13 protein-coding genes and 2 riboswitches are annotated in these 15,035 nt (G+C 55.7%); of the genes, 3 read left to right on the forward strand and 10 right to left on the reverse strand.

The window, feature by feature from the left end; all coding sequences use genetic code 11:
- Positions 1-19: 19 nt before the first annotated feature.
- Positions 20-1,351, forward strand: a complete 1,332-nt coding sequence (locus TPH_RS11020) for a transposase (RefSeq protein WP_015051076.1) — start codon at positions 20-22, stop codon at positions 1,349-1,351.
- Between the two features lie 179 nt (positions 1,352-1,530).
- Here the strand turns inward: TPH_RS11020 and fliD are convergent, their stop codons facing one another.
- The 3 genes from fliD to TPH_RS11035 form a co-directional block, all read right to left on the reverse strand.
- On the reverse strand, positions 1,531-2,403 hold the full coding sequence (fliD, locus tag TPH_RS11025) for a flagellar filament capping protein FliD (protein WP_015051281.1): 873 nt from the start codon (positions 2,401-2,403) through the stop codon (positions 1,531-1,533).
- 227 nt (positions 2,404-2,630) lie between these two features.
- On the reverse strand, positions 2,631-2,963 hold the full coding sequence (locus TPH_RS11030) for a hypothetical protein (protein WP_015051282.1): 333 nt from the start codon (positions 2,961-2,963) through the stop codon (positions 2,631-2,633).
- Positions 2,960-3,235: a hypothetical protein gene (locus TPH_RS11035; protein WP_015051283.1), complete on the reverse strand. Its 276-nt coding sequence runs from the start codon at positions 3,233-3,235 to the stop codon at positions 2,960-2,962. Before TPH_RS11035 ends, TPH_RS11030 begins: the two co-directional genes overlap by 4 nt.
- Positions 3,236-3,644: 409 nt before the next feature.
- Positions 3,645-3,847: riboswitch (cyclic di-AMP (ydaO/yuaA leader) on the forward strand.
- 338 nt (positions 3,848-4,185) lie between these two features.
- On the opposite strand from TPH_RS11035, the gene eam reads away from it, so the two are divergent.
- Positions 4,186-5,472, forward strand: coding sequence for a glutamate 2,3-aminomutase (gene eam, locus TPH_RS11040; protein WP_015051285.1), 1,287 nt, complete (start codon positions 4,186-4,188; stop codon positions 5,470-5,472).
- A 292-nt stretch (positions 5,473-5,764) separates the two neighbouring features.
- Here the strand turns inward: eam and TPH_RS11045 are convergent, their stop codons facing one another.
- From TPH_RS11045 to TPH_RS11075, 7 genes are all read right to left on the reverse strand, one after another.
- Positions 5,765-6,520: a type 1 glutamine amidotransferase gene (locus TPH_RS11045; protein ID WP_015051286.1), complete on the reverse strand. Its 756-nt coding sequence runs from the start codon at positions 6,518-6,520 to the stop codon at positions 5,765-5,767.
- On the reverse strand, positions 6,489-7,976 hold the full coding sequence (locus TPH_RS11050; RefSeq protein WP_015051287.1) for a MurT ligase domain-containing protein: 1,488 nt from the start codon (positions 7,974-7,976) through the stop codon (positions 6,489-6,491). The genes TPH_RS11045 and TPH_RS11050 overlap by 32 nt, the downstream gene beginning before the upstream one ends.
- A gap of 143 nt (positions 7,977-8,119) precedes the next feature.
- Positions 8,120-8,512 carry a methyltransferase family protein gene (locus TPH_RS16315; RefSeq protein ID WP_028990840.1) on the reverse strand — a complete coding sequence of 131 codons (393 nt, stop codon included), beginning with the start codon at positions 8,510-8,512 and terminating at the stop codon, positions 8,120-8,122.
- Between the two features lie 206 nt (positions 8,513-8,718).
- Positions 8,719-9,999, reverse strand: a complete 1,281-nt coding sequence (gene bzaB, locus TPH_RS11060; protein WP_015051289.1) for a B12 lower ligand biosynthesis ThiC-like protein BzaB — start codon at positions 9,997-9,999, stop codon at positions 8,719-8,721.
- Positions 10,000-10,012: 13 nt separating this feature from the next.
- Positions 10,013-11,311, reverse strand: coding sequence for a phosphomethylpyrimidine synthase ThiC (gene thiC / locus TPH_RS11065; RefSeq protein ID WP_015051290.1), 1,299 nt, complete (start codon positions 11,309-11,311; stop codon positions 10,013-10,015).
- A gap of 145 nt (positions 11,312-11,456) precedes the next feature.
- Positions 11,457-11,641: riboswitch (cobalamin riboswitch) on the reverse strand.
- A gap of 60 nt (positions 11,642-11,701) precedes the next feature.
- Complete coding sequence (ypeB, locus tag TPH_RS11070; RefSeq protein WP_015051291.1) at positions 11,702-13,057, reverse strand: germination protein YpeB; 1,356 nt, start codon at positions 13,055-13,057, stop codon at positions 11,702-11,704.
- Between the two features lie 21 nt (positions 13,058-13,078).
- The gene (locus TPH_RS11075; RefSeq protein WP_148275906.1) at positions 13,079-13,678 is read right to left on the reverse strand and encodes a cell wall hydrolase; all 600 of its coding nucleotides are present in this window, start codon (positions 13,676-13,678) and stop codon (positions 13,079-13,081) included.
- 436 nt (positions 13,679-14,114) lie between these two features.
- Between TPH_RS11075 and TPH_RS11080 the strand changes: the two genes are divergently transcribed.
- Positions 14,115-15,023 (forward strand): UbiA-like polyprenyltransferase, encoded by a 909-nt coding sequence (locus TPH_RS11080; protein ID WP_015051293.1) that lies wholly within the window; start codon positions 14,115-14,117, stop codon positions 15,021-15,023.
- The last annotated feature ends 12 nt before the right edge of the window (positions 15,024-15,035 follow it).

Here is a 15,035-nt window from a genome sequence, read left to right on the forward strand (position 1 = left end):
ACCAAAGGAGGTTTCCCTTATGGCTATTATACCACAACAACGCCTCTTTGGGTGGCGAGAAATAGATGAACTGGGCGATCTGGAGCGCCTGGCATTGGTACTCCGTCATCTGCCTGATGAAGAGCTGATGCGCAAACTGGAGCGGGAACGGGCAAAAGGCCGAAATGATTACCCGATTCGTGCGGTCTGGAACTCGGTAGTGGCGGGGGTAGTCTTCCAACATCCATCCATTGAGAGCCTGCGGCGGGAACTGGCCCGCAACGCCCAACTGCGGGACATTTGTGGCTTCGACCCGTGTTTGGGAGAGCGGGCAGTTCCACCGGCTTACGTATACAGCCGCTTTCTGGGGAAACTTATGTGGTACTCCGGCGAAATAGAAAGAATGTTTGACCGGCTGGTGGAAAAAGTGAGCACACTGCTACCGGATTTCGGGCGGGTTTTGGCAATGGACAGCAAACCCATAAATAGTCTGGCCCGGGGCAGAAAAAAGGACGAAGAAGAAAAGCCCCGAAAGCCCGATGGGCGCCGCGACACCGATGCCGACTTTGGCAAGAAAACGTACCGGGGGCGAAGAAAAGACGGAACACTGTGGGAGAAAGTAGTTTCATGGTTTGGCTATAAGCTTCATCTTATAGTTGATGCTGTCTATGAATTACCCGTAAGCTTTTCAGTAACGAAAGCATCTGCCAGCGATATCCAAGAGGGGCATCAACTGATTGCGCGACTAGAAGAACAACAGCCGGAGATTATAGAACGTTGTGAAGTGCTAACAGCGGATAAAGGGTACGACGACACGAAACTAATCGTGAACCTGTGGGACGAACACCAGATCAAGCCGGTGATTGACATCCGCGACATGTGGCGGGACGGTGAAGACACACGGCTTTTAACAGGGAAAGACAATATCGTTTACGACTGCAGGGGAACGGTCTATTGCTACTGTCCCGAAACCAACAAGCGCCGGGAGATGGCCTTTGGGGGTTTTGAAAAGGGCAGGGAAACTCTGAAGTATCGCTGTCCGGCCCGGCACTACGGGGTGGAATGTCAGGGGATGGAGCGATGCCCCGCAGCTTGCGGTGTACGCGTTCCTCTTGCTGAAGACCGGCGGATCTTCACCCCCTTGGCGCGGTCCAGCTACAAGTGGAAGAGAACCTACAAGAAGCGTACAGCCGTGGAAAGAGTGAACGCCCGCCTGGACGAGGCCTTTGGATTTGAAAAACACTTCATCCGGGGCCTGCAAAAAATGAAGCTGCGCTGTGCGTTAGCGCTAACCATAATGCTGGCCATGGCGGTGGGCCGGATACAGGAAAAACAAGGAATGAATATGAGGAGCCTGGTGAAGGCGGCCTGACGCCGGCACTCTAGAAAAACAAAAAAACAAATGGATGATGCACCAAGGGGTAAGTATGCCCTTTTCGTGGAAATAATGTTTAATATCGGTTTGAAAGTGCTGCATTTTTGCTCAAAAAACCGCAGTGTTGGTGTTTGCTGTTTACACCGAAGTTAAAAAATGTTTACAGCGCAAATAGCTTACTTGTCCACAAAGCTCTTGACGGTATCCACCACAGCGTCGACATCGTGGGCCACCGAAACGGTTACGGTCCTGCCCGGATCGGCGCCCCAGAAGTTAAAGGTTACCCCGTTTACCGTATAGCTGTTGGTGTGGCTGGTTATTGCAAGGCCGTTGATCTCGAAACTGGCATCGGTGCCACCTTTTTCGTTGGCCTCCTCAATCTGCAATACGCCAGTCATAAAAGAACCTGTTACGTCTTCTACCTGTATCTCTGCCCCCTCCTGGTTATCCCCCGTCTTGATGGTGGAAATGGCGATCCTATCCGTAGTAGCATCGTAAAACATGCTGACACCTGCTGCCTTATTGGCATTAACCGTTGCGATCACTTTATTCAAAGAGTCGGTATCACCGTCAAAGGTAAATGTCTGTCCGTTAATGGTGAATGAAAATGTGTGGTCTGTATCCCAGCCAAAACTGTTCGCGAACTTACTCTCCTGTGAAGCCAGAGGAGCATCGGGATCAATAACAAACCCCTCTTTGGTTATCGCGGCAGCGCTGGCATTAGTGGCTATAGTAGCCAAACTCTCAACTTTTACCAGATAGCTGGTAGAAACAGCATTACCTCCCGCCGCAGCCGTCACGATGCCCTCATCGCTTGATGTCGCCTTCTTAGCCAAGAAGCTGCTCTGCAGCCTGAGGTTAGAGACCACGTTCCGCAGGCTCAAGAGGCTGGCGTTGAGCGACCGGTAGTCCTCCTGCTTCCACTGCCAGATCTGCCTGTCCTGAATTACCTTATCCAGGCGCATCCTCTGCGCCTTCATCAGATCGGAGACGATTTGGTCGACATCCAATCCCGATGCCAGACCGCTTACCCGGTTGATTCCTGCCATCCGGTTCCCCTCTTTCCGAACCAATTTTCTATCTTTATTTAATTAATCGAAAAAGACCGGCGGAAACTTTAGCCTATTTTTTCCGCAGCCAACGAAGGAAAGAATTATAAAAGCCCCCACCTCAGGCGGAAGTTCCCCTACGGCATTCCCGCCGCAAGGTCCGGGAAAGAACAAACAACCGGCAGCACACAAACGCTGCCGGCCTCATCTAAAATTTTACTTTAGATTTACTTTCCTTCTTTATCCTTCTCAGTGTACGGTATCGGATCGAGCACAGGGTCGTGCTTGTAGTCGGGCCTGTACCCCGGTCTGTACCCGGGATCATAACCGGGATAAGGCGGGCAGACCGGAGGCCGCAGCCTCTCATCGGGGTCACAGACGCCCTCCTCCCTGAGCAGTGACCGCAGGGCCTCCATCTCTTCCCTCTCACTTTGGATCATCATCTGGAGAACGGCCCCACAGTCGGCCGGCACCATCCCGGCTATCCTCCTCCAGAGTTCGACTTCCTCTTCGTCGAGCCTGAGAACGCGCCTCACATAATCCTGCCAAACCCCCGTCATTTTGACCCCTCCTCCTTCGTTTGATCGGAACCCTCCTGGTAAGGATAGCAATCGCCGGGCGGCTGGTATCCAGGATCAGGATAATACGGCATTCTATCACAGCAGCAAGCCAGGAGCGTATTCCAAAAGTGAGCCGTCTTCACCTCTTCCATTATGACGCCCAACAGCTGTTGAGCGACCGCAGGCGGAGCGGAAACGACGGCCATTGACAGAAGACGTATTTCCTCCAGGTCATATTCCAGGGCTTTTCTCGCCATATGCTGGTAGCTCATGCATAATCCCCCTTTACATGCAGATATTTTTATTAATGATAATGTATGACACTTGCTGGATTATCGTGCCAGTTTTAAGAACATTTAAGAAGGGGCTTCTTGCAGCAACCCGGGCAGATGACGGCGCAATGTCTTAACGGGATGCTGTTGAACTAATCACGGGCAGCGGCCGTCCGATTACCAAACACTAAGGGGTTGACCTGATTTCTCTTTGACGCTTAATCATTTTAAGAAAAGCGGCCGGCAGGAGGGGTGATGATCAAAAACGAATGCGCTTCTGTTCTGGTAAGGGAGGTCTTCCTCCTGAGGGCGAAGAAGCATCTGCCTGGCGGGAGGCGGCAGCAGAGGCCAGATATCAGATAACTGTCATTGACACATGTTATATCAGATAGTATAATATTTAATAAAAAAACCGGTAACGCTGAATTCTCTTCGGAGAAGCGGGGAAACCAATTTTTGGGGTGAATCCCGGCGCTCGAAACGTTCGGCAAGGCTGTGAGGCACACCTGCGGGCGGTGCCGCCGAATGGGCAGCATTAACAGAGTTGCCGGGTAGGGTTACCTTGCGACCCGAACCCGTCAGCTAACCTCGTAAGCGTAGGAAGGAAGGCCAGTTCAGGTTTGGTTTTGCGTGAATCACTGCCCACCTTGCGCTTTCCGGGCAGTTTTTTGCTACTATGGTATATATTTGCAAATCGCCCTTCCTTGCCGGATGCCTCCGTGCGTAATTTGACGTGATTTCACAAAGCTAATCGAAACAGAACCGTTCAGCGGAATGGCAGTTGTGAATCGACTCCGGAAAAGCCTCAAACGTCCCTGCCGCAGTGGAGCTTTTTCGTGGTCGTGAGAGAACCACATTAAATTTTCAAAAGTTTCAAAAGAAGGATACCGTTCGGTTAGAAAGGCATAACCGGAGTCAAAAACAAGAACCAAAGAAAGGAAGGTGGACGCATGGCAATCAGGTTCGAGAATATTTCTTTCGAACAGCCGGAAGTCTTGAACACCAACTCTACCGGTGAAGAGCGCAGGCAGTTCGCCATAAAAAGAGCTGCTGAGCTGAGGGAGAAAATCAGAGATTATCTGGATGTTAAGGGAAAAATACCTACCGGATTCGACAGAATCGACGAATACGAAAGGGAGCGCCGGCGCATTTTGGATTCTCTGCAGGCAGGAGAAGATGACTGGAACGACTGGCGCTGGCAGCTGCGCCACAGGGTATCCGACGTAGAGACCTTAAGCCGCTACGTCGAACTGAGCAAGGAAGAAAGGGAGGAAATCGCCGAGGTCAGCAAGCAGTTTCGGTGGGCGCTGTCACCTTACTACTTAGCCCTGGTGATGGCCGACGAGCCTCATGGAGCGCTCTGGAAGCAGTCCATACCAAGCATTCAGGAAGTCACCGATAAAAACGGCAGCGAAGACCCAATGGCCGAGCAGTGGACCTCACCCGCACCGGGCGTAACCAGGCGCTACCCGGACCGCATGATCATCAACGTCACCAACAGGTGCGCCATGTTTTGCCGCCACTGCCAGCGGAGGCGCAACATCGGAAATAAAGACCGTCATCAAACGAGAGCCACCCTGGAGGCGGCGCTGCAGTACGTGCGCGACAACGAAGAGATACGGGACGTCCTGGTCACCGGCGGTGACGCCCTTCTGCTCAGCAACCGCACTCTGGACTGGCTACTCAGGGAGCTGCACAGCATTCCTCACGTCGAGATCAAGCGGTTAGGAACGCGCACCCCAGTGACGCTTCCGCAGAGGATCACACCAGAGCTCTGTCGGATCCTGGAGAAGTATCCTCCCATCTACATCAACACTCAGTTCAACCACCCGCTGGAGGTGACACCGGAGGCCAAGAGAGCCTGCGACATGCTCGTCAAAGCGGGGGTGGTATTAGGAAATCAGGCCGTGCTCCTGCGGGGGGTTAACAACGATCCCCACGTGATGAAAAAGCTCAACCAGGAACTCCTGAAAATCCGGGTGCGGCCCTACTACATCTTCCATGCCAAGAACGTCAAGGGCACCAGCCACTTCATTACCTCGGTGAAAGAAGGACTGGAGATTATGGAACACCTGCGGGGCTACACGTCAGGTCTGGCGGTACCAACTTACATCATCAATGCCCCGTACGGCAACGGAAAAACACCTATCGCCCCCAATTACCTGCTCGGCAGAAAGGGGAACCAGATTCTCCTCCGCACCTGGGAGAACAAGATCATCCCTTACGAAACGCCCTAAAACGGTTCTCCCGCCGATTGAGGGTTTAACGCCGCAGCAGTGCACTCAGAAGCGGGGAACAGCTGACTCGCCGGAGGCAAGCCGGGTCGGCGGCAGTCGTCGGACCGGAGAGCGGGACAAGCAGGAGGAGGCACCCGAGCGGCAGCCACCCCTGCAGCTGAGCGTCCCGGCGCAGATCTCAGTGCCTACGGCGCTCCTAGCCGGAGAACTGCTTTCCGCCGCTTAAGCGCGGATGTTTCTACAAGACATCGGTTCTAAAACAGTAGTCCGAGGACAATAATAAGCGCCTGTGTTAAAGCAGGCGCTTTTTCACTGCGTCGTGGGCGTAGATCTCCAGACCGTCATCGAGCGGCTCCAGGCGCACCTCACCGTAGCGGCGGGAGAGCGCCCTGGCAATTAAAAGGTCGGCAAAGTGGGGATTCTTCGACAGAAGGGGGCCGTGCAGGTAAGTGCCGAAAGCATTCCTGTAACAGGCTCCCTCTGTGCGGTCTTTCCCGTTGTTACCTTTCCCTTTCAGGACCCTGCCGAGTGGACTGGCGCCCTCCCCCAGGAAGGTGCGCCCGGAGTGGTTTTCAAACCCTACGAGAGTTGGCAGGGGGCGGCAGCCCACCTGCTCCATCTCCTTCAGGAGAGCGGGCTCTACCTCCAAGAGGATATTCCCCCGCAGCCGCTTCTCCCCGGCTTCGGTATGAACATCAAAGAGGCCCACACCGGGCAGCAGCGAGCCATCGCGGGCGCGGTAATATCTCCCCAGAAGCTGGTAGCCCCCGCAGATACTCAAGACAACAACGCCCTGCTCGACGGCCTCCCGCAACAGAGGTCCCTTCTCTTTCAGATCCCTGCTCACCAGCCCCTGCTCCTGGTCGGCCCCTCCTCCCAGAAAAACAAAGTCGTAATCCGTGAAATTCACGCGGTCGCCTAGAGAAATCCGGTCCAGCTCCACATCGATACCGCGCCATTCGGCACGACGGCAGATGATCAGCACATTCCCCCGATCACCGTAGAGGTTGAGAAGGTCAGGGTAAAGATGGCATACCTTGAGGCGCACCCTTTTCCACCACCTCTCCCAGCAGCCGCAGCAGCCGCGCATAGTCGAAAAGTCTGGTATACGTCGCCAGGATGTAAAGCTCTTCCGCATCCTGATCCCCGAGGAGCCGCAGGCTCTCCTGCGGCTCCGGAGCGATGACGAGCCTCTCCAAAGGAACCCCGGCATACTTCAGGCAGACGGCCATGTCCCCCGCCCGGCGCCCGGAGCAAACGATCTTCTTAATACGGGGATCTCCGAGCACGGCAAAACCTGCATCCCAGAGCCAGGAGACATCCCTCCCGTCTGCCGCCAGGTCATTGACTGCGATCACCAGCGCCTTTTTCTTTTCCGTCCCCAGAATCGTTTTCAAAACCTCGTTCGCTCCGGTGGGGTTTTTAATCAGAGCCAGGACGCAGGGGCGCCCCCGAAAGATGAATTCCTCCATCCTGCCGGTGGCAGTCTTGTAGTCGAGGAGCGATCTTTTGACTTCATCGACCGACACCCCGCACATCAGAGCCGCTGCCGTCGCCGCCAGAACGTTGTATGTGTTGTAGAAGCCGCGGAGAGGAGCCTGGAGGGTGCGGCGGCCTCCCCTTCCTGCTTCATCCCCGGCAGGATACTCACCGCCAAGGTCTTCGGGGCGCGCCACCAGATCAAAGGTCAAACACTCATCAGAGCGCACCCTTTCAGCGGTGAACCGCAGCTCCGGCCGTCTGAAGTCACACCGCGGGCAGTAGTAATCACCGAGCTGCCCGTAATAGTAGCAGCGGTAAGAAAGGGCTTCCCCACACCGGGGGCAGTAGCCGCTCTCTTTGACCTCCTCCAGCTCCCCAGACACTCCCTCCCACGCGCCCGTGAGCCGGGCGTCAGCGGCGCCTATACCGTAATAGCTCACCTTTTCCCGCCCATACCCCACAGCCGCCGTCAGGGGATCGTCGGCGTTGAGGAGCAGGGACGGCTGCGGGAGCCCGTCCAGGGTGCGGCGCAGGAGGGCAATGGTGCGCTCCAGCTCCTCGTAACGGTCGAGCTGGTCCCGGAAGTAGTTGGTAACCAGCACCAGATCCGGTTCGGCGGCGGGAAAAACCTTCCCCACACTCCCCTCATCCACCTCCAGGAGGGCGACCCTGCTGCGCGGCCTGCCGGCCAGGGTGCAGTCCCTGATCATGGCCGTCGCCACCCCGGGCAGCATATTGGCACCCTCGGCATTATTCGCCGCTGTACGGCCCGAGGAACGCAGGATGTGGGCCAGGAGGTTTGCCGTCGTGGTCTTTCCGTTGGTGCCGGTCACAGCAATAACCTTTTCGTAAGCAGGGGCCAGGAAGGAAACAAGATGCGGGAAGAATCTCAAGGCCACTGCGCCCGGCAGGGAGGTTCCCGGCCAGCCGCAAAGGCGGCAGAGGAAGGAGACAAAACGCCCAGCCGCAAGGGCTAAAAGAAAGCGCAGTCTTGTCAGCAAACCAGATGAGGTTTTATTCATCCGCTCACACCCTTAATAAGGTTCCAAGTGAACACCAGGGATGCATAATCACCGATCCACCGGACCGATCGGTAATAGCATGTCTGACATTAAAACATCAGAATCCAGATCCTCAACGGAATCTTCTCCCTTGCTCCTTCAATTCACAGTTCATAACCCTTGCACGCGGGACCGCATCGTAAATGCGTCTGTTTAAACCCTTCGACTTTTCTATGATATGCCACATTACAGCCGGCCGCAAGATTCTCTGTCATACTCGACAATAAATCAACCACAAAAAAGTGCTCTCCAAAACCACGAGCGGGATGGTGCACTTGTGCCCATCCCGCTCTCAGGAAGCGCTTTGCCGCAAGGCGATCAATCCCCAGCCGGGACGCCAGTTCAGAAGCGGTCAGGCCCCCTTCCGCCAGGATTGTGAAGATACCCACTTCAACAGCAGTAAAGAGAAGCTCCGAATACCAGTAGGCGGTGGCCAGGTCCTCCAGATACTGGGGGAAAGTGGCCCGGGGATCATGGACAAAAGGACCGGGCTTCATACCTGCTACACCAGCGACTTGTTCCTGACACCCCCGCATTCTTCAAAGGTCATCATTTTCCCGATCACTGCAGCGGCGCCCTCTACAATGCTCATCGCGAACTTCTTTCTCCACTCCGGGCTGACGGAAATAATCCTGCAGCCACATCTTCAAGCCGCAATCCCACTACCACAACATCCCGAAACCGAATTATTAAGGTATGAACCTCAAGAAATCCCAAAAAAACCGGCAGCCACACAAGCGGCGCAGTTTTCACCGCAGGCAGCACACCGGTAGTCACCATCGGCGCCACCGAGGGCTGTCCTGGCTGTCTCCGGATCAATCGCCAGTTTGATCTGTTTCTCCACATCACCCCTCACCCGGGCGCGGGCCATCTCCAGGTCCCGCTCCCAGGCTGCCCTGTTCCCATTTGCCAGGTCGGCCGCGTGAGCAGCTATCCTGGTGGCGATCACACCTGCTCTCACGTCCTCCTCCGTGGGCAGCCCAAGGTGCTCAGCAGGGGTTACATAACAGAGAAAATTAGCTCCAACCATACCGGCAAGGGCACCGCCGATGGCAGCAGCAATATGGTCATAACCGGCGGCAACATCGGTAGCCAGTGTCCCTAGGATGTAATACGGTACATTATGGCAGAGACTCTTCTGCAGCTTCATGGTTGCCTCAACATGGTCAAGCGGCACATGCCCGGGGCCTTCCACCATCACCTGGACACCCGCCTCCAGTGCCCGGGCCACCAGTTCCCCGGCAACAATTAATCCCTTCATCTGGGCGGCATCAAGGGAATCAGCAATAGAACCGGGGCGGATGGCGTCCCCGATGCTCAAGGTCACGTCATATCTGAGCAGGATCTCCAGCAGCCTGTCAAACTGTTCATAAAGGGGATTCTCCTTCTGATTATGAAGCATCCATCCGGTCAGGAATGCGCCTCCCCTGCTGACGATATCGGTCACCCTGCCGTTCTGCTGAAGGCATTCCAGGATTTCAAAATTCAGAGCGCTGTGCACCGCCATAAAATCGATGCCATCTGCTGCTTGTTTTTCAATAACTGCAAACATGTCATCGGGGGTCATGCCCACAACACTACCGTGCCGTTCGATGGCCTCTATACCCGCCTGATAGATGGGCACACACCCTACCGGAACACCGGCATTGGTGAGTGTTTTCTTTCTCATCGCGTCGATATCCCCGCCTGTGCTCAAATCCATGAAGGAATCACACCCGGCTGCCTCCGCAGCCGCGATCTTGCGCAACTCCATCTCCGGGTCATTCCAGTCGGTGGAAGTGCCGATCAAAGCGTTTACTTTGACACGCAGCCCTTTGCCGATACCGCATAACCTGATCTTCTTACGCCGTATATTTTTGGGGATCACAATCGTTCCTTCGGCCACCCCCTGCATAATTTCCTCCACAGGGAGACCTTCCGCAGCGGCAACAGCCTCCATCTCCGGAGTAACCCTGCCCATACGAGCGTGCTGAACCTGAGTCATCACTACCCCTCCCTTAACAAACATGCCTTTTCGTTCTCAAATATTTCGAAACTATCTCCATCGCACAGTACCTGCCACACATGGCACAGCCGGATTCTCCCCTTCCCCTTCTGGCATTCTTCACTTTTCTGGCACGCTCAGGGTCAAGGGCGAGTTCCATTTGCCGTTCCCAGTCCAGATCCTTACGCGCCATGGATAGCTGAAAATCCCATTCCCGGGCACCCGGCAGCCCTTTGGCCACATCTCCGGCGTGGGCGGCTATCCTGGCAGCAATCACGCCCTCCCGCACTTGCTCCCGGTCCGGAATCCCCACATGCTCAGCAGAGGTCACATAACAGAGGAAATCCGCCCTCGCCCAGGCACTGAGAGCACCGCCGATAGCCGCATTGATCTGGTCGTAGCCAACGGCGATGTCGGTAACCAGTGGGCCGAAGACAAAATACGGCGCTCCGTGACAGAGGTTCTTCTCCAAGACCACAGTCTCCTTAACTTTATGCAGAGGTAGATGACCTGGCCCTTTTACCATTACCTGAACACCGTTATTCCGGGACTTCCTGACAAGTTCCCCAAAAATCGTCATCTCATCAACCTGGGCGGCATCCATGGCGTCTGCCAGACATCCCGGCCTCATCCCATCCGCAAGACTCAATACAACATCGTACTTTCTGGCAATATCCAGAACCCGATCAAAATTTTCGTAGAGAGGATTCTCCCTGTTGTTGGCCACCATCCAGCCGCTGAGGTGGGCCCCCCCGTAGCTGACCAGGGGATCCAGCCTTCCTGCCCTTTTGGCCCGCTCCACAATACCCATCGTCAAACCGCAGTGCAGGGCGAGAAAACCCACACCTGCAGCAGCATGACGCTCAATTACCTCAAACAATAACTCAACATCCATCTGCACCGAAGACCCAAATTTTCTGCTGGCCTCCGCCAGGGCCTGGTAAAGAGGAAGAGTGCCCACAGGAGTTGAAGCAACATCCAAAGTTTTCTGAAGCATCTGGTCGATATCACCGCTTACACTCAAGTCCATGATCGTGTCCGTGCCGGCCTCTTCAGCAATACGGATTTTTGCAACCTCGAGGTCAATGCTGCTCTCCTCACCGTAGAGGCCGATACTAGCGCTCACCTTGGTCCTCAATCCCTTGCCTACACCCACCGGCCGGACATTCCGGTTGCGGTTGCCGCCAAGAATAACAATTGTCCCCTCGGCCACCCCCTTCCTGACAAATTCCGGGGCGACCCCCTCCTGCAAAGCAACCTGCTCCATCTCATCTGTAATCCTGCCCTGCAAAGCAGTTTCCAATAGAGTCATAGAACCACCGTCCTCCTTTTGTTTTTACGCGCAGCTCAACCCACAGTTCCCCCACTGGGGCAAGCTCACCTTAAAATAAAAAATCCACACTGATTTCAGCGTGGATTTTGCCATCATCCCGCTTAACACTACCCCACCTCGAGGTAGGATTAAGATTTTTCAGGCAGGTCTCCTGACTTCGCAGCTTAACCTCCCCCGGCCCTTCCCGGCATGGTAGGCCATACCAGTGGTTCCGCCGGGTTTGTATCTGCTTACAGTGGCGGGTCCGTCCGGGAATCTCACCCGGTTCCCTATTCTCCCTTTAAGGGCACCTGAAAAATTTGCTATGAAATTTTTTAAATTATTATAATCCATAAGATAAATCTGTCAAGCCCTGATTGCAAATGATGGCTACAGCACCAGCGTCCCCGCTGGCGTCTTCAGCAGCTTGAAGATGTGCTCCTCCTGGCCGGTTTGTGCATTAACATAAACCAGGAAGGTTTCACCATCCATTTCCGCCTTGAATTCGTAGGTCAGCACCTCATGCTTCCCGGACGTAGGGACGACGGCCATCCGTTCCGCCAGCACCTTGAGCTGCGGGTTGAGCTTCTGGCGCGCTTCGTCCGCCGTCAGAGCCGGCTCGGGCAGGTCGCGCCGGTGGTGGGACATGAGAAAGCCAAGGGCATCGTAACCCAGGATCTGCCCGTTGTCCAGGGCCACCTGCACCTTGATCAGATCGGGATAGACGATCACATCCCCCTGCCGGTAGGCAAAGGAAACGGTCAGGATATTCTGCCTCCTCAAGGTGTAGGTGGGCACCATGTCCTCGATTCCCCGGGACTTCAGGAACTCCTGCGCCAGAGCCAGTCCTTTCTGATCGTCGATCTTAGTAGATTCAACCGAACGGGGGTTGATGTAATACACCACATGGCCTCCCTTTTTGGCAACGTTGGCGGTGATCACGTTTTCCTGCCGCCCGTCGGTGCTGAACTCAAAGCTGTAGGCCGGTATTTTCCCTTTTACCGTCCCGGTGCTTTTGACACCGGTAACTTCGGCACCCTTGAAGTCAATAAAACGCCTGGCAATCTTCCGGGCCTGGGCTTCGGTCACGGTATCTCCCGTCAGCCCGAGGGGCTCAGCCCGTTCGAGGTGGTCGGAAAAGGGACCGTCATAAATCAGAACCGGAAGCTCCTGCAGCTGGCTGTCCACCCTGCGGAAGCTGGTGTCTGCAGTCGCCAGGGTTCCCCTGGGAAATACCCGGCCCAGCCCCTCCCGCACCTCCGTCCATCGGAAGCGCCCGTCGGCGGCCTGGCGCTCCACGGTAGCCAGCTCGCGGTTCAACGAGCGCGCCCTTTCATAGAGCTGGCGCATGGTCTGACGATCCTGCTCGCTGAATTTTTCCCCCTGATCGCGCTTCGTTATCGAATAGGCATAATCCCCGACCTGCGTTAAAAATTTGGCCGTCCGGGCCACAACCTGATGAGAAAGCGGCAGCTGGAGCAGGTTCTCCTGGGCGGCATTGGCATTGTACCAGAGGTCGGAGAACAGGGTGTCCATATGCTCCGGTGAAGCTGTGGCCAGTCCCTTCGAGAGAAGAGCCTCCACATTCTTGCTGCGCTGCAGCGATTCGTAAAAGGCCCGGTTGTACTTGTTTACCAGCAATGTTTCCGCCCTGCGCCGCGCCTGCACCTGAGTAACGCCCCAAAAAGCCGTCACTCCCCAGAGTACTGCCAGAGCCACAATTGCCGCTGTCAAACGCCTGGTCATCTTACCATCCCTCCCTGTACTTTAAATGGCAAATACGTGATTCCCGATCTGAGTGACGATCTGCCTGGTCCAGACCCAGGGGTTTACCGGCTTGGACGGGTTCCAGAAGAACAGGGCACCGTATGTGGGGTCCATCCCGTTCAAGGCGTCATTCGCCGCCCGATACGCTTCCTCCGAAGGAGGAACCTGCCAGATCAGGCCGTTGGAAACCGATTCGAAGGCAAAAGGCTCAAAAATCACGCCGGACAGGGTGTTCGGAAAGCTGGCGCTGCGCATCCTGTTGAGCATCACCGCTCCCACGGCCACCTTGCCCAGGTAAGGCTCATCCCCCGCCTCACCCTGAATGACCCTGGCCAGCAGTTCCAGATTATCGACACCGGATTCCGGGCTGGCCTCGGCCCTGTTTTCCCTCTCCAATCCCTGCAGCGGGAAGTTCCCGTTCCGGTAAAACCCCAGATACAGGATTGTGGAAAACAGAAGAGCCGCCGCCGTCACGATCGCCAAAGCGTACTGCGGTTTTTTCAGATCCATTCCCATACCCCCTTTTCTGCTGGTAAGATTTTTAACCGCCGGGCTTAAACGACCACCGCTTAAACCTCCACATCCCTGCAGACTGCCCATCCGTGGCTTCCCCCTCTCAGGCCATCCGGAGGGGATACGACTTCAGGTAACTTTGTGGAACCCTTGAGCCCGGAGGTGTCTTCACCCCTACTACCTCGATCGGTGGTAAGTTTTTGTCGCTCTTTGCCTCTGCTGCCAGTATATAATGTGTGAATATCCCCCCTTCTTTATGCAGAAGAAATACCCATTAAACCCATTGAACCTCCGGCTGCCGCCCCCCATCCTCCGCCCCCTACCCATCATTCACTTAAAAAAGAATGCCCGTGCTTCACCCTTATCCCGACCATCTGAGTCTGCGGCCTTTACCCGGCTACACCCTGCCGTCAATTGGGGATTTTGAAGAAAACGGCTGCCGAGGCCGAGGAGGAAAAGCATCTTCGACGGCGAAGACTTTTATGATGTGGCTTTGGGAATTCCGGCAAAAGGGGTGACGGCGATGGCGGTGCTCGAATCGAAAATCCGCTCCGGATTGACGAGGCTCAAAATATACGGGGACCTGGTGATGTTCAGCCACAGCCTCTTCGCCCTTCCCTTCGGCCTGATCGGGATGCTGCTGGCCGCCAACGGCCTCCCGTCGGCCCGGGTCTTTTTCTGGATTCTCGTCGCCCTGGTGGGGGCGCGCAACGCCGCCAACGCCCTCAACCGCTTGATCGACGCCCGCTACGATGCCTGGAACCAGAGAACAGCCCACAGGCACCTGCCCCGGGGGATAGTGTCGGGAAGTGAGGTACTGGCGCTGAGCATCGTCGGCTTTATCCTGCTGCTGGTGGCATCCTGGCAGCTAAATCCTCTCTGTCTGAAGCTCGCCCCCGTAGCGCTCTTTATTCTGGTAATCTATTCCTACACCAAAAGGTTCACCTCAGCCTGCCATCTGGTGCTGGGCTTTGCCTGCGGCATCGCCCCAACCGCCAGCTGGCTGGCGGTAACCGGGAAGTTCGCCCTCCCCCCCATGCTGTTGAGCGCCGCAGTGACGTGCTGGGTTGCCGGGTTTGACATCATCTACGCCACCCAGGATGTGGAATTCGACAGGAGGGTAGGGCTCTATTCCATTCCCGCCCGGTTCGGGATACCGAAGGCACTGGGTATCGCCAAACTACTGCATCTGGCAGTAATCCTTTTTCTGCTCCTGGTTCCCCCTTACTCCGCCCCCCCGCACGCCGTTCCCGGAACGATCTATTACCTGGGGGTGGCAGCAGTGGCCGGGCTTCTCTGCTGGGAGCACCTGATGGTAAAACCCGACGACCTGCACAGGGTGACCACGGCGGCCTACACCGTCAACCAGATCATCGGCGTCACCCTGCTTTTCTTCACCGTTCTGGATCTGCTGGTAACCAAGATTCTGTAGAGGGAGTAGAAG

The organism is Thermacetogenium phaeum DSM 12270 (genome assembly GCF_000305935.1).
GTDB lineage: Bacteria > Bacillota > DSM-12270 > Thermacetogeniales > Thermacetogeniaceae > Thermacetogenium > Thermacetogenium phaeum.

Bases quoted from the DNA above. Each gene is read 5' to 3' on its own strand.
- TPH_RS11035 (WP_015051283.1), bottom strand. From the start codon at position 3,235: ATGAGCTACCAGCATATGGCGAGAAAAGCCCTGGAATATGACCTGGAG.
- TPH_RS11020 (WP_015051076.1), top strand. From the start codon at position 20: ATGGCTATTATACCACAACAACGCCTCTTTGGGTGGCGAGAAATAGAT.
- TPH_RS16315 (WP_028990840.1), bottom strand. From the start codon at position 8,512: ATGAAGCCCGGTCCTTTTGTCCATGATCCCCGGGCCACTTTCCCCCAG.
- fliD (WP_015051281.1), bottom strand. From the start codon at position 2,403: ATGGCAGGAATCAACCGGGTAAGCGGTCTGGCATCGGGATTGGATGTC.
- TPH_RS11030 (WP_015051282.1), bottom strand. From the start codon at position 2,963: ATGACGGGGGTTTGGCAGGATTATGTGAGGCGCGTTCTCAGGCTCGAC.
- TPH_RS11075 (WP_148275906.1), bottom strand. From the start codon at position 13,678: ATGGGCAGTCTGCAGGGATGTGGAGGTTTAAGCGGTGGTCGTTTAAGC.
- TPH_RS11050 (WP_015051287.1), bottom strand. From the start codon at position 7,976: ATGAATAAAACCTCATCTGGTTTGCTGACAAGACTGCGCTTTCTTTTA.
- eam (WP_015051285.1), top strand. From the start codon at position 4,186: ATGGCAATCAGGTTCGAGAATATTTCTTTCGAACAGCCGGAAGTCTTG.
- TPH_RS11080 (WP_015051293.1), top strand. From the start codon at position 14,115: ATGGCGGTGCTCGAATCGAAAATCCGCTCCGGATTGACGAGGCTCAAA.
- thiC (WP_015051290.1), bottom strand. From the start codon at position 11,311: ATGACTCTATTGGAAACTGCTTTGCAGGGCAGGATTACAGATGAGATG.
- ypeB (WP_015051291.1), bottom strand. From the start codon at position 13,057: ATGACCAGGCGTTTGACAGCGGCAATTGTGGCTCTGGCAGTACTCTGG.
- bzaB (WP_015051289.1), bottom strand. From the start codon at position 9,999: ATGACTCAGGTTCAGCACGCTCGTATGGGCAGGGTTACTCCGGAGATG.